A 17,634-nucleotide genomic window follows, 5' to 3' on the forward strand; every position below is an offset into this window, starting at 1 on the left:
GTCAGGATGCCTCCATGCCGGCCTGGCGCGCGCGGTGCACGTCCGCGGCGTCGTGCAGCTTGCGGATCGGGGCATTGGCGATGGTGTCCTCGGCCATGGCGTGGATCGCCCGCATCAGCGCGCGAGCGTCCCAGTCCGTGGGCCAGCCCTGCCACAGGCGCAGGCTGCCATCGACAAAGACCGCGCGGATCTGGTCGCGGTTGGCCAGGCGCACCAGTTCCCAGGTCAGGTCCCAGGACGGCGTCAGCTCCGGCACGTCCAGGTCGACCAGCAGGAAGTCGGCGCGCTTGCCCGCGGCGATCTCGCCGGTGAGCGCACCCAGGCCCGCCACATCGGCCGCGTCATGCGTGGCCATGTCGACCCAGCGCCAGCCCGCGCCGCAGGAGGAATCGCCCACGCCGATGCCGAAGGCGAAGCGCTGGGCGGCCTCGGCATAGTCCAGCAGGCGGAAGCCGTCGCTGCGGGTGCCATCGGTGCCCAGACCCAGGCGCACGCCGAAGGTGGCCATGGTTTCAGCCGGCGCCACGGCGTTGCCCTTCCAGGCGCTGGCCACGGGGTTGTAGGCCACCGCGGTGCCGGTGTCGGCCAGCAAGCGGATCTCATGCGGCGTCACCAGCGTGGCATGCGCCAGCAGCGCCGCCTGGCCCAGTGCGCCGACTGCCGCGAGATGTTCGATCGGACGGCGCCCGCAGGCATTGAGCGAGCGCTCCACCGCCACCAGGTGCTCGTTGGCGTGCGTCTGGAAGATGCGGCCGGATTCGGCGCACAACTGGTAGACGTGGTGCAGCATCGCGTCAGAGGCCACCTCGGGAATCGAGATCGCCAGCGACGGGGCCACCAGCGGATCGCTGGCGTACTTGTCCAGATGAGCGGCGGCGCGGCGCAGGATCGGCGCGGCGTCGAGCGTTTCGGCGCCAGGCTTGTCGTTGCAGATCAGGCCCAGCACGCAGCGCACGCCGGCATCGGTGATCGCGCGCGCAACCGCGTCCAGCCCGGCGTCGCTGCGCGTGCCGGCATCGACCACGGTGGTGAAGCCGCCGCGCAGCGCTTCCAGCGCCGCCAGCTTGGACGACAGGTACAGGTGCTCCGCCTTCAGGCTGCCCTCCAGCGGCACCCACACGCGGCGGAAGATCTCCGACGGCTCGCCGAACACCAGCGACTTGCCGAACGACTGCGTCAGGTGGTGATGCGTGTCGATCATGCCGGGCATCAGCAGCATGCGCGGCAGCGGCAGGGTCTCCAACTCGGGGAAGCGCGCAGCGACTTCCCCGGCCGTGCCCACTGCCGTGAAGCGGCCACCCTCCACCACCACCGCGTGGCCGCGTACCGCGCCCTGGCGCAGCAGGGTCCATTCCGGCAGCAGGATGCGCGGTTGCCTGAAACTGTCCGGCACCAGGGCCGGGTTGGTATCGCCGGGCCAGGCCGGGGTCGAGTCAGAACGATCAGTCATTGCAATTCAGGAAGCGGGGTCAATGCGTGGCAGCGGCATCGTCGCGGGCCACCGGGCCCGCTGCCGCGGCCCGCAGGCCCGTATGGAAGAACAGGAAGTTGAGCAGCGCCGCGGTCATGGCCCCCATGGCCACGCCATTGCCCACCAGGATGCGCACGTTGGCCGGCAGGCCGCCATAGATGCCGGGCACCAGGATCGGCAGCAGGCCCACGGCCAGCGCCACGGCCACCACGTACATATTGGCGTGGTCGCGCAGGTCCACCTTGCGCAGGATGTCGATGCCCATGGTGCCGACGATGCAGAACACCACCAGCCCGGTGCCGCCGACCACGGCCTCGGGGATCGCGCTGATCAGCGACGACACCGGCACCAGCAGCCCGAACGCCACCAGGATCGCGCCCGACATCGCCGTGACAAAGCGCGAGCGCACGCCGGTGGCACGCACGATGCCGATGTTCTCGCCGCTGGTGATGATCAGCGAGGTGCCGAACATCCCGCCCAGCAACGAAGTCAACGCATCGGCGCGGATGGTGCGCGGCACGTCGCGCTGCTGGTCAACCGGCCTGCCCACGGCATCGCTGATCGCCAGCGTCTGGCCGGTGGCCTCTACCATCGAGATCACGGCGAACACCATCAGCGGGATCGCGGCCACCACATCGAAATGCGGCCACCCGAACGGGAACGGCGTGGGCAACGCGAACACCGGCGACATCGACACATGGCCAGGCTGGAACGCACCGGCCAGCCCGGCCACCAGCGCACCGCCCAGCAGCCCCAGCAGGATCGCCAGCTGTGCCAGCATGCCCGACAGCAGGCGCGATGCCGCCACGGTGCAGGCAATGGTGGCGAACGCCAGCAGCAGGTTGAGCGGATCCACCGTGCTGCCCGCGGCCGGGTGGCCGGCAACCAGCTTGCCGGATACCTGCGCCAGGTTGATCGCCACCAGCAGCAGCATCGTCCCCACCACCACCGGCGGGAAATAGCGCAGGCAGCGCCGGAATACCGGCAGCACGCAGAAGTAGAAGACGCCGGTCAGGATCACCGCGCCGGCAGCGGTCTGCACGTCGGTCTGCTGTGCGATCAGGATAAACAGCACGATCGGGGCGCCGCCGGGCAGCATCACGAACGGCAGCCGAGCACCGATGCCCCGCTTGCCCAGCGACTGCAACAGCGTGCCGATGCCGCAGATCACAAAGGTGGCGCTCAGCAGCTGCACCGCCAGCGCGGGCGGGAAGTTCAGCGCCTTGCTCATCAGGAAGACGGACGCGATCGGCGACGCGGCCATGACCAGTACGTGTTGAAGCCCGAAGACAAACAGGCGCCGCCATGGCAGCCGTTCATCCACCGGCGCGGGGGCGGGGTGGGACATGCTTTGCTCCTCGTTTGGTGTGTGGGCGTTGTCCCGGTGGCCCGCAAGCCACCTGCTGCGTCTGTGCGCAATTCGCCTCGGATATTATCGATTTCCGCTAACAAAAACGTTTTGGTAAGTGTAGGGAAACGGAATTCGCGATGCAAGCGGTTTCTCGGCGGAGCGCCTGTGGTCTTCCCCTATATCGATCAGATCGATAAGTGCTAGCAGCAAAACGCGTTTCACAAGTTGATGCCTGGGCCCCAAAGTACCCGCCATAGCGCCTTGCGCGACACAACACGCCCCTGAAGGAGACGCCCCCATGCGAGACAAGAACAGTCCGGCGGAATCTGCCGACCCCGCCCAGCCGGTGCCGGCCCGGCGCCGCATCGTCCAGGGGGCGGGCCTGCTCGCTCTCAGCGCCTCCCCGCTCGGCGCACTGGCCGCGCGCATCAGCGACGGCGTCACCCTGGCCGACGGCCCCCGCCCGCTGGTGCGCTATCCGGGCAAGCGCCCGCTGGTGCGCGTCAGCACCCGGCCGCCGCACCTTGAGACGCCCTTCTCCGCGTTCAACGAGGGGCCGATCACCGCCAACGACGCCTTCTTCGTGCGCTACCACCTGGCCAACATTCCGCTGTCGGTAGACCTTGCCACCTTCCGCCTGACGGTTGGCGGGCACGTCAACAAGCCGCTGAAGCTGTCGCTCGATGAACTGAAGAGGCTGGCCGATCCGGTGGACATCGTCGCCGTGAACCAGTGTTCAGGCAACAGCCGCGGCTTCTCCGAGCCGCGCGTGTTCGGTGCCCAACTTGCCAACGGTGCAATGGGCAATGCGCGCTGGACCGGTGTGCCGCTGCGCAAAGTGCTGGAGCACGCGGGCGTCAAGGCCGGCGCCAAGGTGGTCACCTTCAACGGGCTGGATACGCCGGTGCTGCCGAGCACGCCCGACTTCCGCAAGTCGCTCGATATCGCCCATGCGATGAACGGCGAGCCGATGCTGGCCTGGGGCATGAACGGCGAAGACCTGCCGCTGCTCAACGGCTATCCCATCAAGCTGGTGGTGCCGGGCTACTTCGGCACCTACTGGATCAAGCACCTGTCCGAGATCGAGGTGCTGGACCGCCCGTTCGAAGGCCATGATGCGTTCTTCATGACCAAGGGCTATCGCGTACCGGATAACGACTGCCAATGCGTGGCGCCGGGCACCCCCGCCAGCAAGACGCGGCCGATCTCGACGCTCGCGGTGCGCAGCTTCATCACCAGCGTGGGCGCCGGCGGCGTGCTGCCCGCCGGTCGCATGGTGGAGCTGAAAGGCATTGCCTTCGATAGCGGCTCCGGCATCCGCGGCGTCGAAGTCTCGGTCGACGGCGGGCAAAGCTGGCAGGCCGCCACGCTGGGCCAGGACCTGGGCCGCTTCTCGTTCCGCCCCTGGCAACTGCCGGTGAAGTTCGCGCGCAAGGGCCCAGCGGTCTTGATGGTGCGCGCCACCAGCGTCCAGGGCGAGGTGCAGCCTGCCAAGGCCAACTGGAACCCGGCCGGCTATCGCCGCAACGTCATTGAATCCACGCCGGTCACCATTGCCTGAGGAGCGCGCCATGCATCGATCCATCACCCCCATGCTGCTCGCGCTCGCCCTGCTGGGCGCGGGTAGCGCGTCCGCGGCACCCCAGGACATCAAGCTGCCGGCGGAGAACGTTAAGCTCAAACCCGCGAAGCTGCCCGGCTACGGCATCGCCATGCAGAAATGCGCGATCTGCCATTCGGCCGACTACGTCGCCTACCAGCCGCCCGGCCTGAGCCTGACGCAGTGGACCGGCGAGATGAAGAAAATGCAGCAGGCCTACGGTGCGCCGATCGACGATGGCGAGGTCGAGCAGCTCGGCGCCTATCTCGCGGTGGCCTACGGCTCCGCCAAGATCAAGGATCCGGAGATCGTGGCGATCGCGCAGAAGGCGGGCAAGCCCGCGCCGGCCGCACCCGCGGCCGCCTCAGCGCCTGCCGCCGCGGTGGACGTGCAGGGCCTGCTGGCGAAGAACGCCTGCCTGAGCTGCCACAGCGTGACGCAGAAGGTTGTCGGCCCGGCTTATCACGAAGTCGCCACCCGCTATAAGGACGATGCGCAGGCACAGGCCAGGCTGGAAGCCAGCATCCGCGGCGGCAGCACCGGCAAATGGGGTTCGGTGCCGATGCCCCCGTTTGCCGGGTTGAAGGCGGACGAAGTCAAGGCGTTGGCGGCGTACGTGCGGCAGCAATAGTCTCCCCCCGCTTCCCCGATCGCAAGGCGCCACGGCTAATCGCCGGGGCGCCTTGCATTTTTCGCTTGCAGTTTCCCGTTGCTTCCTTATACTTAGCCACATGGCTAACCATTGTGCCGAGTTTGCTGACGTGTCCCAGGCTGTCGATATTTCCCCGCTTTCCGACGTGTTCTACGCGCTGGCGGACCCGACCCGCCGTGCCATCGTCAGCGTGCTCGGCCGCGGGCCGGAAACGGTCTCGGCACTGGCGGCACCGTTCACGATGGCACTGCCCTCGTTCATGAAGCACCTGCAGGTGCTGGAGCGCAGCGGCCTGATCCGCTCGCGCAAGACGGGGCGCGTGCGCACATGCGAACTGGTACCGCAACCGCTGTCAGACGCGCAGCAATGGCTGGCCGACCAGCGCGCCATGTGGGAGGCCCGTACCGACCGCCTGGCCGCCTTTGTCGAAGCCCTTCATCAGGAGGAACAGTCAGATGCCGAATGAAAACGCCGCCAGCCCTGAAAGCCAGGACCTAGTCATCTCGCGCCTGCTCAAGGCCCCGCGTGCCAAGGTCTGGCGTGCATGGAGCGATCCCAAGCTGCTCAAGGAGTGGTGGTGCCCCAAACCCTGGACCACCGAGGTCCTGGCCTTCGACATGCGCCCCGGCGGTGCCTTCCATACGCTCATGAAAGGCCCGGACGGCGGCGTCAGCGACAACCCGGGATGCTTCCTCGAAATCGTGCCGATGGAGAAGATCGTCTCCACCTCGGCCCTGGTGGCAGGCTATCGGCCCAACAAGCCGTGGCTGTCGATGACCGCGGTCATCACCATGGCTGACGAGGGTGACGGCACCCGCTACATTGCAAGCGTGATGCATCCGGATGAGGCCACGCGCAAGCAGCATGAGGAGCTGGGGTTTTATGAGGGCTGGGGCATCTGCATTACGCAGCTGGATGAATTTGCGCAGCAGTTGAAGTAAGGCTGGCTTCGCAGATGCCTTCGGCACGCTTGCCGGTTTGCTCCCCTTGCCCGCTCGCGGGAAAGGGGAGCGCCTGCGAGAGGTGCCAGCCTGATCCCGATCTCTCAGTAGCGTGGGCGGCTTGGCGTTTTCAAAACCGATGCCGCAACCCCACGCTCACCGACTTCGCATCATCCCCGCTACCCGGATCAATCACGATGCTGTTGTTGCTCACGCTGCCGCCGGGGCTGTTATGCACCAGCACCACCCGCACATAGGCCGTGGTGCGCTTGCTCAGGTCATGGTCCCACCCCAGCGTCACCGCCAGCGGCCGCTGGCCGCCGCCCAGGATCTGGCGCTTGAGTGCGGCGGCCTTGAAGGTGTCGCGTTGCGTCACGTTCCAACTGAAGGTCACGCCGTAGTGGCGTGCTGAGCGGGTCTCGGGCCGCTCGCTGCTGGCGGCGCTGTACAGCAGGCCGATCTCGACCGGCTTGAAGCGATAGGAGCCGCCGACGAAATGGTTGGAAGTCAGCGTCGGCTCCACCGGCACGTTGGCGCCTGAATACATCCCCTGGTAGGAGTAGAACGCGTAGACGTTGCCGGCCTCGTAGGTCGCATTCATGCCGAAGTTCAGCCCTGAGCGCGCCGACCCCGGCACCTCGCCGGGCGCCACCGCGGCGCCAAAGGAAAAGCCGCCCCAATTAGGCGAGAAATACTGCACCGCGTTGTCGAAACGGGCGCCGTAGGCCACGTGCCCGGTGCCCTGCGATGCGGTCGCGCTCAGCAGGTTGAATGGCGACACCGCGCCATTGAGCAGGAACGGATCCAGCCGCAGCAGCGCATAGAACGACGGCGTGTACTGCCGCCCCAGCCGGAACTCACCCCAGTTGCCCGACAGGCCCAGATAGGCCTGTCGCCCGAACAGCCGGTTGTTGCCGAAGAACTCCGTGCCGTTGTCGATATTGAAGCCCGACTCGACCAGGAAGTTGGCCTTGAGCCCGCCGCCCAGGTCCTCGATGCCGCGGATGCCCCAGCGCGACGCGGCCTGCTGGCCTTCGCGCATGCGCACCACGCTTTCCGAACCCCCGGCGTATTCGATCGATGCATCGACCACGCCGAACAGCTGCATCGTGCCGGCCACGGCATTGCCCGCGGCCAGCGCCGCGCCCATCACCATCCACTGTCTTACCTTCACGCTGCCTGTCTCCCGTTCTTGTTGTTGTGGTCCAGCCTTACTTCGCCTGCAGCCCCGCCACCTTCACTACCTCGCCCCACGCGGCCAGGTCGGCGCTGACCAGCTTGCCCAGGTCGGCCGGGCTCGACGGCGCGGCCGGCTGCAGGTTCATGGCGGTGAACTTCTCGCGGTCGCCCGGTGTCTGCAGGATGCGGTTCACCTCGGCGTTCAGCCGGTTGACGATCGGCGCGGGCAGGCCCCTGGGGCCGAAGATCGCGACCCAGCTGGCTTGCTGGAAGGGCACGCCCTGCTGCGACATAGTCGGCACGTCCGGCGCCGTCAGCAGACGCTCCGGACCGGAGACCGCAATGCCCCGGATGCGGCCGGACTTCAGGTGCGGGACAGACGAGATGGCGTCGGTGATGCCAATGGTGACGTGGCCCGCGGCCAGGTCGTTGCTGCACTGGGTGGCGGTCTTGTAGGGGATATGGCGCAGGTGGATGCCGGTCTTGGCATTCAGGTATTCCATGGCCAGGTGGCCGCCCGAGCCCACGCCCCATGAGCAGTACGCCAGTTCCGTCTTGCTGGCCCTGGCGTAGGCAACCAGCTCCTGCAGATTGTGCACCGGTACAGTGGCGCTGACCGCCAGCAGGTTGCCGCCGGGCTGGCTGGGGCGCGCGATGGGGGTGAAGTCCTTGATCGGGTCATAGGGCAGCGACGGCGTGGTCCACGGGTTCACCGTCATGGTCGCGGCGTAGGTGAACAGCAGCGTGTAGCCGTCGGGCGCGGCGCGCGCCACGGTCTCGTTGGCGATGATGCCGTTGGCGCCGGGGCGGTTGTCGACCACCACTGGCTGCTTGAGCGCGGCGGTCAGGCGCTCGGCCACCAGCCGTGCAGTCTGGTCGGTGACGGTGCCTGCGCCCGAGGGCAGCACCATGCGGATGGGCTTGCTGGGGTATGGGGCCTCGGCGTGCGCGCTGACCGCACCCGCCAGGGCCAGCGCCGCGGCCAGGGTCGCTGTGCGCGTGGCACAAGCCCTGCGGGCGCCAGTGTGCTGGCTGCTCATATTGCTGTCTCCGTTGCGGCGCATTGGCCGCGCATGCCGGTACGTTGCCGGCGTGTCATGGGTGGGCGCACCGGGCAGCGGCCCGGGCGCCCTGGCTGAACCGGCTCAGGCTTGCGCCTGCGCCGCGTGATCAAGTGCCGCCAGCCGTTCGTAGTGCCAGTCGGCATCGCCGAACAGGTTGGCGTGGGCGGCCAGGCGCTTGTAGCAGTGGCCGATTTCCATCTCGTCGGTCATGCCCACCGCACCGTGCAGCTGCACCACGTCTTCGCCGAGCGCGCGCCCGGCGTCCGAAACAAAGGCCTTGGCATGCGATACCGCGCGCATGCGCGCCACTGCATCGCCATGCAGGGCGTTGGCCGCCAGCTCGGTGATGGCGCGCGCCTGTTCGACGCTGACATAGAGGTCTACCAGCCGATGCCGGATCACCTGGTTGGCCGTCAGGGGGCGACCGAACTGCTCGCGCGTCACCAGGTAGTCGCGGGTCAGGTCGAACGCGCGCGACATGGTGCCCACGGCTTCGGCGCAGGCCATCACGGTGGCCTGGTCGATGGCGCCTTCCACCAGCGGCCAGGCGCCGTCCATCGGGCCGATGCGCGCGCTGTCCGGCACGGTCGCGCGGCGCAGCGTTACGCTGGCGGTCTGGCGGCCGTCGTAGGTCGGCAGCGCATCGATGCTGATGCCGCGCGTGTCGGCCGGCACCGCGAACAGCGTCAGGCCGCTGCGGTCGCGGCGCTGGCCGCCGGTGCGCGCCAGCACCAGCAGCACGGCGGCGGCGCCGCCGCCCAGCACCAGGGTCTTGCGGCCGTCCAGCGTCCATTGACCCGGCTCATGCTGTTGCGCGGTGGTGCTGACATCGAAGGCGTCATAGCGTCCCTGCGTTTCCCATGCGGCCAGCGCCAGCATGGCGCCACCCTCGGCCATCGCCGCCGCGATGGCGGCGTGGGCGGGATCGCCGCAGGCGGCCAGCAGCGGCGCGCACAGCGCGGCATTGGCCAGCCAGGGCTCGGCAGGCTGGGCGCGGCCCAGTTCCTCGGCCAGCAGGGCCTGGTCCGCGGCATCGCCCAGGCCGCCGCAGGCTTCGGGCAGGCCCACGGCCAGCCAGCCCATTTCGGCAAACGCCTGCCAGTGCTTGCGCGAGAAGCCTTCGGGCTCGGCCAGCGCCGCGCGGCGCTGCTCGAAGCCGTAGCCGCGCTCGACATAGCGCCGCACGCTTTCCTGCAGCAGGCGGCGATCGTCCGTTGAATCGCTCATGTGTTCAGTTCCTTGTCCTGGGTTGCGGGCACGATTGGGGCCACTACAGGCCCAGCACCTGCTTGGCCAGCAGTTCGTGCTGGATCTCGCTGGAGCCGCCGGCGATGGTGTAGCCGCGGGTGACGAAGCGGCGCGCCGATGCCGCCGCGGCGTATGCCGACTGGCCCGCTTGCGGCACGGCGGGCTCGAAGTGCGCGGCGCGGTCATAGGCCAGCGTGTCCGGACCCAGCGCATCGACCGCCAGGTTCTCGATATCCTGGATCAGCCGGCTGCCCAGCAGCTTGAGCATGCCGGTCTCCGGCCCCAGCGTTTCCCCGGCGCGCGCCCGCTTGCGAAAACGCAGCACGGTTGCCGCCAGCGCTTCGAGCCGCACCTCCAGCGCGCGCATCCGGCGTGCAAACCACGGGCGCTGCGACAGCGGCTGGCCGCCCTCCTCCAGCTCCTCGCCGATGGCGCGCACCTTGGCCAGGCGGCGGCGGTTCTCCGCCACGCGTGCCAGGTTCAGCCGCTCATGCTCGAGCAGGGACTTGGCGATGGTCCAGCCAGCGTTCTCTTCGCCGACCAGGTTCTCCACCGGCACTTCCACCTCGTCGAGGAACACCTGGTTGAACAGGTGCCAGCCATGGATGCCCACCAGCGGCCGCACGCTGACGCCGGGGCTGCGCATATCGATCAGCAGGAAGCTGATGCCCTGCTGCGCGTGCGCCTCGGTATCGGTGCGCACCAGGCAGAAGATCCAGTCCGCGTACTGCGCGTAGGACGTCCAGATCTTGCTGCCGCTGACCACGTAGACATCGGTGCCGTCGGGCCGCGTCCTGCGCAACGCACGCGTCTTCAGCGAAGCCAGGTCGGAACCGGAGTTCGGTTCGGAATAGCCCTGGCACCACCAGTGCTCCTGGTTCAGGATGCGCGGCAGGAAGTACTGCTGCTGCGCCGGCGTGCCGTAGCGGATCAGGATCGGGCCGATCATCTCGAAGGTGATGCCGCCGCTCTCGGGCGCGTGCGCCAGCACCAGTTCTTCCTGGAATGCGGCGCGGCGCTCGGCGCTCCAGTTGCAGCCCTGCCATTCAGGCGGCCAGTGCGGCGCCAGCCAGCCGCGTTCGGCGAGCCGGTGCTGCCAGTCGACCAGCTCTTGCTTGCTGACTTCCAGTCCGAGGCGGACTTTCTCGCGCACGGCATGGGGCAGCGACCGGGCGACGAACTCGCGCACCTCGCGGCGGAAATCCTGCAGCGACGCGTCGTCGTCAGTGTTGATGGAATCTGTCATGGAAATATCGGTCCTCAGGAATTCTTGTCGCGCGCGGCAGATGCCATGCGCATCGTCGCGGCGCGCATGCCGCCCTTAATCGCGGCCACGCCTTCGGCCGGAAAGCCGCCGATGGTGGCGGCCAGGCCGCGCGCGCGGTCCAGTACCTCGGCGTCTTGGACCAGTTCGGTGGCAATACCCAGGCGCAGCAGCTCCGGCGCTGGCACGCGGTCGCCAAGCAAGCACAGGCGCGCGGCCACGGCCTCGGAATGGCGTAGCGCCAGCCAGTCGGCATTGCGCGGCGCGGCCATGCCCAGGCGGATCTCGCCGATTTGCAGGAAGGCCCCAGCGCCGCACACCAACAGGTCGCCGGCCAGCGCCAGCGCCGCGCCGCCGTTGATGGCATGGCGCTCCAGCGCCACGATCCATGCCTTGCGGCTTTGCAGCAGGCCCAGATGGACGCGCTCCCAGACCGGCGCAAACGCGGCCAGCCCGCCGGGCTCCGCCTGCAGTGCCTGCAGGTCCAGGCCGGAACAGAAGGCGCCGTCGGCGCCGCGCAGCAGCACGGCGCGCACGCTGTCGTCGGCGGCCAGGATCTCGATGGCATCGCCCAGCGCGCGTGCCAGCGACATGTCGACGGCATTGCGACGGGCCGGGCGGTTCAGCACCACCTCGGCCCAGCCGGCATGGCGCTGCAGCAGTACGGGGGATTGGGGGGTGTTCATGCGGGCTCCTGCTGGGCTTGTTCCACGCCAATCGCACCGGCGCGGGCCATGGCGTCGATCTCCGCCGCGTTGTAGCCGAGCTCGGCCAGCACCTCGGCCGTATGCTGGCCGAGCCGCGGCACCGCGGGCGTGGCCCCTGCCGGCAGGCTAGCCATGGTGAACGGCAGCCCGGGCAGGTCCAGCTGGCCGCCCTCGCCATCATCGACTTGCCGCAGGATGCCGCTGGCGCGCACGTCGGCACTCGCTTTGACCTGGTGATAGTCACGCACCACGCCCACCACCACCTGGTGGCGCTCCAGCAGCGCACGGGCGGCGTCGCCGCTCAGGTGGCGCATGGCGTCGTGCAGGATGGCCAGCAGCGCCAGGCGGTTCTGCACGCGCAGAGCGTTGCAGGCAAAGCGCGCGTCCTGCGCCAGCGCCGGCTGGCCGATGGCCTCGCACAGGCGCGTCCAGTGTTCGTCGAGATAGGCCGACAGCACGATATGCCCGTCCGCGACCGCGATCACATCCGCGGCCGGCGCGGCCTTGGGCTGGCTGTTGCCGCTGCGCACCGGCAGCGCGCCGGAGCACTGGTATTCGGCCCACAGCTGGGCCTGCATCTGTACACCGACCGACAACAGCGAGGTCTCGATAGTCTCCCCGGCGCCGGTGCGCTCGCGCCGGAACAGCGCCGCCAGGATGGCGTTGCCGGTCGCCAGCGCGGTGGCCGCGTCGATCAGCGCGAAGCCGGCCTTCAGCGGCTGCCCGCCGGCCTCGCCGGTGACGGACATCATGCCGCTCTCGGCCTGCGCGGCAATATCCAGCCCGGGCCGCGTGCGCGACGGCCCGCGCGTGCCGAAGCCGCTGATGGAGGCGTGGATCAGGTCAGGACGCGCCGCGCGCAGCGTGGCGGCGTCCAGCCCCAGCGCTTCCATCACGCCGGCGCGGGTGTTGTGCAGCACCACGTCGCTGGCCAGCGCCAGCCGCCGTGCGGCGTCCAGCCCGCCGGGCGTGCGCAGGTCCAGCGCGATGCCGCGCTTGCCGCGGTTGTAGGCCAGGTACATCGGGCTCTGCGGGCTGGTGCCGTCAAAGCGCCGCGCGCTGTCGCCGCGCAAGGCCTCCACCTTGACCACGTCGGCGCCCAGGTCGGCCAGCATCATGGCCGCGCCCGGCGCCGCGATGAACTGCCCGAACTCCGCCACGCGTATGCCTGCCAGCGGCAGGTCTTGCCGGTTCGTCATGCGATGCCACTCCTCGAAGATGCCGGCGCGGCCGGCGGTTTGCGACGATGTGGAGCGATCATGCGTTAGCACCGCGCATCATGGCAGATGCCAAAACTGCTTCGGTGCAAACTAATGGTTAGCACCCTGGGGTTATCCCGAACCCGCCGGAATGCCGCTATGCTGTGCGCCCAGTGCGTCGTTTGAGTGGAGCCAAATCCATGCGTCTGAGCCAAGTCCAGGACTTCATCGCCGTGGCCGAGCACGGCAGCATCCGCGCCGGGGCCCGTGCGCGCGATGTGTCGGCACCGGCACTGACCAAGAGCATCCGCCAGCTGGAAGAGGAACTGCATGTGCCACTGCTGACCCGCACCACCCGCGGCGTGGTGCTGTCGCGCTTCGGCGAAGCCTTCCTGCGGCGCGCGCGGCTGATCGCCACCGAGGCCCGCAAGGCCAGCGAGGAAATGGCGCAGATGCTGGGCGCGCGCAACGGCGTGGTGCGCGTCGGCACCACCCGCGGCCCGGCGCATGTGGTGCTGCCTCCCGTGGTCAAGCGCTTTCGCGTGCAGCATCCAGACGTGCTGGTGTGCATTGACAGCTGGGGCTACCCCACCCACCTGGACGAGCTGCGCTCGGGCGTGATGGACATGGCGGTGAGTCCGGTCCCGAACGAGGGCATCGAGCGCGAATTCACCTGCGAGCCGCTCTACAACAATGACTCGGTGGTGATGGCGCACCGCGAGCATCCGCTGCGCAACGCCCGCAGCCTGCGCGAGCTGATCGGCTCGGACTGGATCCTGACCGGCCAGCGCATGCATGGTCCGGGCGCCGCCATCCTCGATGCCTTCCGTGAACGCGATCTGCCGTTGCCGCGCGTGGCGGTGCGCTGCGACACCATCGGCATGATCGAGCACCTGATGCAGGACCGCCACCTGCTGTGCATGCTGCCGCGCCAGATGGTGGCCGGCCGGCTGGCCGCCAATGGCCTGGTGCCGTTGCCCATCGAGGACAAGCTGCCCAGCCACACCGTCAGCCTGATCTACCGCGCCGATTCGCCGATGACGCCGGTGGCGGCGCAGTTCGCCACTCTGCTGCGTCGTGAAGTCCACTATCTGTCCAACCTGCCTGACAGTCCGCTGCGCCGACTCGACTGAAGGCAGCCGCTACCGCAGCGCGCGCCGGCCGGGAACTCCCTGCACCCGCGCGGTGCTAACCAGCGGTTTACACCTGAAATTCCAGAACCCCCGCCGGGCCGCACCGGCGCTTGGTTTGCGGCCGGTATGCCGCCTCCCGGCGGGATTTTCCCCAATCCCCGGGGTGCACCTTCTTGCCTGACAGTTGCGCTGGACGCGACCTGGTTCGCAGAGGAGGCAAGCATGCAGGACATTGAGGACCGGCCGGCGGCACTGGTCACCGGCACAGGAATCGACGGCGCCGGCAACGGCGTGTGGTTGCTGCACGGGCAAGGGCAGAGCTTTGTCGCCGACGTGGGCGGCGGCCTGCTGGTGGTCGACAGCGGCCCCGGCGGGCGCGTCACGCGCGGCATGATCGAGGCGCTGCGCACGCAGACCGGACTGCCGGTGCTGGCCATCTGCTACAGCCACGGCCATATGGGCTACAACGCCGGCCTGCAGCAATGGCTGGACCACGCCGCCGCGCGCGGCGAGCCCGCGCCGCGGGTGCTGGCCCACGTCAACGTGCTGGCGCGGCAGGCGCGCTACCGCGAGACCCAGCGCATGCAGGAGCGCATGGCGGAGATCCAGTTCCGCCAGCCGGCCGGCGCGCTGGCAGGAAAGCTGGTCCACATCGAACCCACCGAGACCTTCGCCGATGGCCTGACGCTGGGCCGGGGCGAGCGCCGCGCGGAAATCCTGTGGGCGCCGTCCGAGACCGACGACGCCGTGGCGGTCTGGCTGCCGGGCCGGCGCCTGCTGTACGGCGGCCCCGCGGTCATTGATTCGATCCCGAACATCGGCACCCCCTTCCGCACCATGCGCGACACCGTGCGCTGGGCCGAGACGCTGGAACGCTTGGCCGGGCTGCAGCCGCGCACCGTGGTGCGAGAGTTCGGCGCGACGCTGCAAGGCGGGGACGAGTGCCAGCGCGTGCTGTGCCAGACCGCCAGGGCCCTGCGATGGCTGCGCGCGGAGGTGGTGCGGCTGATGAACGCTGGCTGCAATGAACGCCAGGTGCTGGCCGCGCTCAAGCCGCCGGCTGAGCTGTTCGACCAGCCCTGGATGCGCCCCACCTATGGCGACCCCAGCTACATCGCGCGCGACATCTACCGCTCGGAGAACGGCTGGTGGGACCGCAATGCCACCACGCTGCATCCGGCCGCGCCGCAACAGGCGGCCGCCGAGATCGCCGCGGCCGTGGCCGACCACGGCGCGCTGATCCGCCACGCCCAGTCCCTGGCCGCGCGCGGCGACACGCAGCTGGCGCTGCACGTGATCGACCTGCTGGCGCTGGCGCCGGATGAAACGCCCACCGTGCGCGAGGCCCGCCAGCTCAAGGCCGCCTGGCTGCGCCAGCGCGCCACGCAGATCCGCAGCTATGTGTCGCGCAGCCTGTATGGCGCTGCCGCCGACGCGCTGGAAGGCGACGCGGCGGACAACTTCGGCATGCACTAAGCAGACCCCATGCCACGATCCTGATGCCGCCCGGCGCTGCGCTTCAGTGCGAGAACAGCACCGGCACCGTCATCGACTCCAGCACCACCCTGGTCACGCCGCCCAGCACCAGCTCGCGCAACAGGCCGTGGCCGTAGGCACCCATCACGATCAGGTCGGCATCGAAGTCCGACGCTCGCGACAGGATCAGCTCGCCGATGGCCAGGTCGCCACCGGCCGGGTCGTGCTCCACCTCAACTGCCACACCCTGTCGCTCCAGCACGTGCACGGCGTGGCTGACCGGGGTGGCATCGGCACGCGGCTCCCTGGCGGCATGGGCGCTCAGCACCCGCGCCCGCGCGCCGGCCATCAGCGGCAGCGCGTCGTGCAAAGCACGCGCGGCCTCGCGGCTGCCGTTCCAGGCCACCAGCACGCGTGTGCCCACGGTGGCGAAAGCGCCGGCACAGGGCACCACCAGCGCCGGCCGGCCGCTCTCCAGCAGCAGCGCCTCCAATAGCTGCCGCGCCACCGGGCCTTCAGCGTTGTCGGCGTCGTACTGGCCGGAGACGATCAGGCCGGCCTCGCGCGCCTCGCGCAGCGCCAGTGTCACCGGATCGCGCTCGACGGTGCGCCAGTCGCAGGCAACCGCCAGCTCGCGCGTGGCGGCCTGAAAGGCACAGCGCATGTTCTCGCGCTGCAGCCGGCGCCGCTCCTGGTCTTCGGCCAGGCAGCGCTGGGCATTGTTCATGCGGTAGAACCAGCTGGGGTCCGGCACGCGCCCGGCCAGCAGGCCGATCAGCGGGCACTGGCTGGCGGTGGCAAGGCGTGCCGCAATCTGCAAGCGCTGCATTGCCTGCCGGTTGCCATCGAGTTGGACCAGGATGCTCTCGTACGCCATGATGCCCTCGCGTCCGGACCGTTTGCTTTCAGTCTAGGCCGCGTGGCAGGCAATGCTTGCCGACTTGCCGATCGCGCCAGCAATGGTGATGCGCGGTGCTCCGGTCCCGGCACGAACCAGTCGACCTCCTCCTATATCGATGTCGGAACCTCACCGACAGCGAGCGTGCGGACCAGCCACTAGTATGCATTCAGCAACCAGCACGCCCCCACGAATCCTGGTGCCGCACGCGGCATCCTGGCCGCGGCTGCGCGCTGCATGGACCGAGACCGCAAGAACAGGAGGAGCGCCATGGACCGCCGCGAGTTTCTCAAGTGGGGTAGTTTCCTGACCGTCACCGTTGCCACCGGCGGGCTGAGCGCCTGCGGCGGCGGCGATTCGGAACCCGACACCGGCAATCCGGAAAACTTCAATTTCGTCCATGGCGTCGCCTCGGGCGACCCGAGGCCCGACAGCGTGGTGGTATGGACGCGGGTGGAAGGCGGCAACGGCAAACGGCCGGTGGTGGTGCGGCTGCAGGTGTCGACGCAGCCTGACTTCCCGCCGCCGAGCCTGCTGGTCAATCAACCGCTGATGGCCCTGCCGGACTGGGACTACACCATTCGCAACAAGGTCACGGGCCTGAGCCCCGGCACCCGCTACTACTACCGCTTCCTGCTGGGCAACCGCCCCGGCACCGTCGGCCGCACCCGCACCGCGGCAGCGGCCGGCACGCCCTTGTCACAGCTGCGTTTCGCCTTTGTCAGCTGCCAGGACTGGAATGCCAACCACTGGGCCGGCATGGAAGAACTGGCGCAGCAGGACCTGGACTTCATCGTCCACGTCGGCGACTACATCTACGAGGCCGTCCCGGGCGGCTCGCGCGCCGACAATGTGGAGGATCGCCACGGCGTGCTGCAGCTGCCCAATGGCACCGCGCTGCCGGACGGCAGCGTCTACGCCACCACGCTGGACGACTATCGCTACCTGTACCGCAGCTATCGCAACGACGCGCGCCTGCAGGCCCTGCATGCCGCGTTCCCGATGATTGCGATCTGGGACGACCATGAGTTCTCGGACAATTGCTGGCAGGACCGCCAGACCTACGACTCCGACGACGACCTGACGCCGCGCACCGCGCGCCGGCGCGCTGCCAACCAGGCGTGGTTCGAGTTCATGCCGGCCGATGTCAGCCTGGACGTCAACAACCCGTCGTTCCAGAACATCCAGATCTATCGCTCGTTCACCTTCGGCAATCTCGCCACCCTGCTGATGACCGACGAGCGCCTGTACCGCGCCGACCACATCATCTCCGAGCAATCCACCGGCCGCGCAGTCGGCGCCCTGTACTTCGTCCCGGCCGCGACACTGGCCGCGGCCGAAGCGCAGAAGATTGCCGCCGCGGGCAACACGCTGACGCCCGTGTCGATGCTGGGCGACGCGCAGCGCGCGTGGTGGCAGGACCGGGGGGGCGCCGACACCACCACACGGAA

Annotated in this window: 16 protein-coding genes; 7 read left to right on the plus strand and 9 right to left on the minus strand. The window is 69.0% G+C overall.

Annotation, left to right across the window (positions count from 1 at the left end; translation table 11 throughout):
• Nucleotide 1 precedes the first annotated feature (1 nt).
• Both AC1Q7H_RS22970 and AC1Q7H_RS22975 read right to left on the minus strand, forming a co-directional pair.
• Nucleotides 2–1,450, minus strand: coding sequence for an amidohydrolase family protein (locus AC1Q7H_RS22970; protein ID WP_013952501.1), 1,449 nt, complete (start codon nucleotides 1,448–1,450; stop codon nucleotides 2–4).
• Between the two features lie 19 nt (nucleotides 1,451–1,469).
• Nucleotides 1,470–2,819, minus strand: a complete 1,350-nt coding sequence (locus AC1Q7H_RS22975) for a uracil-xanthine permease family protein (RefSeq protein WP_492379325.1) — start codon at nucleotides 2,817–2,819, stop codon at nucleotides 1,470–1,472.
• Nucleotides 2,820–3,120: 301 nt separating this feature from the next.
• Here AC1Q7H_RS22975 and sorA point away from each other — a divergent pair, with 301 nt between their 5' ends.
• The 4 genes from sorA (at nucleotide 3,121) to AC1Q7H_RS22995 (ending at nucleotide 6,015) form a co-directional block, all read left to right on the plus strand.
• Entirely contained in the window at nucleotides 3,121–4,383 is a 1,263-nt protein-coding gene (gene sorA, locus AC1Q7H_RS22980; protein WP_492379326.1) for a SorA family sulfite dehydrogenase catalytic subunit, read from the plus strand.
• A gap of 10 nt (nucleotides 4,384–4,393) precedes the next feature.
• A complete protein-coding gene (locus AC1Q7H_RS22985; RefSeq protein ID WP_013952498.1) occupies nucleotides 4,394–5,053 on the plus strand; it encodes a c-type cytochrome in 660 nt (219 codons plus the stop codon).
• Nucleotides 5,054–5,153: 100 nt separating this feature from the next.
• Entirely contained in the window at nucleotides 5,154–5,540 is a 387-nt protein-coding gene (locus AC1Q7H_RS22990) for an ArsR/SmtB family transcription factor (protein WP_013952497.1), read from the plus strand.
• The gene (locus AC1Q7H_RS22995) at nucleotides 5,530–6,015 is read left to right on the plus strand and encodes an SRPBCC family protein (RefSeq protein WP_492381767.1); all 486 of its coding nucleotides are present in this window, start codon (nucleotides 5,530–5,532) and stop codon (nucleotides 6,013–6,015) included. Before AC1Q7H_RS22990 ends, AC1Q7H_RS22995 begins: the two co-directional genes overlap by 11 nt.
• 130 nt (nucleotides 6,016–6,145) lie before the next feature.
• On the opposite strand, the gene AC1Q7H_RS23000 is transcribed toward AC1Q7H_RS22995, so the two are convergent.
• From AC1Q7H_RS23000 to AC1Q7H_RS23025, 6 genes are all read right to left on the minus strand, one after another.
• Nucleotides 6,146–7,171 carry a porin gene (locus tag AC1Q7H_RS23000; protein ID WP_492379344.1) on the minus strand — a complete coding sequence of 342 codons (1,026 nt, stop codon included), beginning with the start codon at nucleotides 7,169–7,171 and terminating at the stop codon, nucleotides 6,146–6,148.
• A gap of 55 nt (nucleotides 7,172–7,226) precedes the next feature.
• On the minus strand, nucleotides 7,227–8,234 hold the full coding sequence (locus tag AC1Q7H_RS23005) for a Bug family tripartite tricarboxylate transporter substrate binding protein (RefSeq protein WP_153955075.1): 1,008 nt from the start codon (nucleotides 8,232–8,234) through the stop codon (nucleotides 7,227–7,229).
• Nucleotides 8,235–8,339: 105 nt separating this feature from the next.
• The gene (locus AC1Q7H_RS23010; RefSeq protein ID WP_492379327.1) at nucleotides 8,340–9,485 is read right to left on the minus strand and encodes an acyl-CoA dehydrogenase family protein; all 1,146 of its coding nucleotides are present in this window, start codon (nucleotides 9,483–9,485) and stop codon (nucleotides 8,340–8,342) included.
• Between the two features lie 43 nt (nucleotides 9,486–9,528).
• The gene (locus AC1Q7H_RS23015) at nucleotides 9,529–10,752 is read right to left on the minus strand and encodes an acyl-CoA dehydrogenase family protein (RefSeq protein ID WP_492379328.1); all 1,224 of its coding nucleotides are present in this window, start codon (nucleotides 10,750–10,752) and stop codon (nucleotides 9,529–9,531) included.
• 14 nt (nucleotides 10,753–10,766) lie between these two features.
• Nucleotides 10,767–11,456: an enoyl-CoA hydratase/isomerase family protein gene (locus tag AC1Q7H_RS23020; RefSeq protein ID WP_492379329.1), complete on the minus strand. Its 690-nt coding sequence runs from the start codon at nucleotides 11,454–11,456 to the stop codon at nucleotides 10,767–10,769.
• The gene (locus tag AC1Q7H_RS23025; protein ID WP_153955072.1) at nucleotides 11,453–12,676 is read right to left on the minus strand and encodes a CaiB/BaiF CoA transferase family protein; all 1,224 of its coding nucleotides are present in this window, start codon (nucleotides 12,674–12,676) and stop codon (nucleotides 11,453–11,455) included. Before AC1Q7H_RS23025 ends, AC1Q7H_RS23020 begins: the two co-directional genes overlap by 4 nt.
• A gap of 200 nt (nucleotides 12,677–12,876) precedes the next feature.
• Between AC1Q7H_RS23025 and AC1Q7H_RS23030 the strand changes: the two genes are divergently transcribed.
• Together AC1Q7H_RS23030 and AC1Q7H_RS23035 are read left to right on the plus strand one after the other, a co-directional pair.
• Nucleotides 12,877–13,809: a LysR family transcriptional regulator gene (locus AC1Q7H_RS23030; RefSeq protein ID WP_013952490.1), complete on the plus strand. Its 933-nt coding sequence runs from the start codon at nucleotides 12,877–12,879 to the stop codon at nucleotides 13,807–13,809.
• A gap of 222 nt (nucleotides 13,810–14,031) precedes the next feature.
• Nucleotides 14,032–15,285 carry an alkyl sulfatase dimerization domain-containing protein gene (locus AC1Q7H_RS23035; RefSeq protein WP_492379330.1) on the plus strand — a complete coding sequence of 418 codons (1,254 nt, stop codon included), beginning with the start codon at nucleotides 14,032–14,034 and terminating at the stop codon, nucleotides 15,283–15,285.
• A 43-nt stretch (nucleotides 15,286–15,328) separates the two neighbouring features.
• Here the strand turns inward: AC1Q7H_RS23035 and AC1Q7H_RS23040 are convergent, their stop codons facing one another.
• Nucleotides 15,329–16,162, minus strand: a complete 834-nt coding sequence (locus tag AC1Q7H_RS23040) for a universal stress protein (RefSeq protein ID WP_211981034.1) — start codon at nucleotides 16,160–16,162, stop codon at nucleotides 15,329–15,331.
• Nucleotides 16,163–16,453: 291 nt separating this feature from the next.
• Here AC1Q7H_RS23040 and AC1Q7H_RS23045 point away from each other — a divergent pair.
• Nucleotides 16,454–17,634, plus strand: a 1,181-nt coding sequence (locus AC1Q7H_RS23045; protein ID WP_492381768.1) for an alkaline phosphatase D family protein, incomplete at its 3' end; no start/stop codon positions are given.

The sequence above is a fragment of the Cupriavidus sp. GW823-FHT06D04 genome (assembly GCF_058795055.1).

Coding starts and splice junctions, on each gene's coding strand:
- AC1Q7H_RS22970 (WP_013952501.1), bottom strand. CDS start 1,450: ATGACTGATCGTTCTGACTCGACCCCGGCCTGGCCCGGCGATACCAAC.
- AC1Q7H_RS22975 (WP_492379325.1), bottom strand. CDS start 2,819: ATGTCCCACCCCGCCCCCGCGCCGGTGGATGAACGGCTGCCATGGCGG.
- sorA (WP_492379326.1), top strand. CDS start 3,121: ATGCGAGACAAGAACAGTCCGGCGGAATCTGCCGACCCCGCCCAGCCG.
- AC1Q7H_RS22985 (WP_013952498.1), top strand. CDS start 4,394: ATGCATCGATCCATCACCCCCATGCTGCTCGCGCTCGCCCTGCTGGGC.
- AC1Q7H_RS22990 (WP_013952497.1), top strand. CDS start 5,154: ATGGCTAACCATTGTGCCGAGTTTGCTGACGTGTCCCAGGCTGTCGAT.
- AC1Q7H_RS22995 (WP_492381767.1), top strand. CDS start 5,530: ATGCCGAATGAAAACGCCGCCAGCCCTGAAAGCCAGGACCTAGTCATC.
- AC1Q7H_RS23000 (WP_492379344.1), bottom strand. CDS start 7,171: ATGGTGATGGGCGCGGCGCTGGCCGCGGGCAATGCCGTGGCCGGCACG.
- AC1Q7H_RS23005 (WP_153955075.1), bottom strand. CDS start 8,234: ATGAGCAGCCAGCACACTGGCGCCCGCAGGGCTTGTGCCACGCGCACA.
- AC1Q7H_RS23010 (WP_492379327.1), bottom strand. CDS start 9,485: ATGAGCGATTCAACGGACGATCGCCGCCTGCTGCAGGAAAGCGTGCGG.
- AC1Q7H_RS23015 (WP_492379328.1), bottom strand. CDS start 10,752: ATGACAGATTCCATCAACACTGACGACGACGCGTCGCTGCAGGATTTC.
- AC1Q7H_RS23020 (WP_492379329.1), bottom strand. CDS start 11,456: ATGAACACCCCCCAATCCCCCGTACTGCTGCAGCGCCATGCCGGCTGG.
- AC1Q7H_RS23025 (WP_153955072.1), bottom strand. CDS start 12,676: ATGACGAACCGGCAAGACCTGCCGCTGGCAGGCATACGCGTGGCGGAG.
- AC1Q7H_RS23030 (WP_013952490.1), top strand. CDS start 12,877: ATGCGTCTGAGCCAAGTCCAGGACTTCATCGCCGTGGCCGAGCACGGC.
- AC1Q7H_RS23035 (WP_492379330.1), top strand. CDS start 14,032: ATGCAGGACATTGAGGACCGGCCGGCGGCACTGGTCACCGGCACAGGA.
- AC1Q7H_RS23040 (WP_211981034.1), bottom strand. CDS start 16,162: ATGGCGTACGAGAGCATCCTGGTCCAACTCGATGGCAACCGGCAGGCA.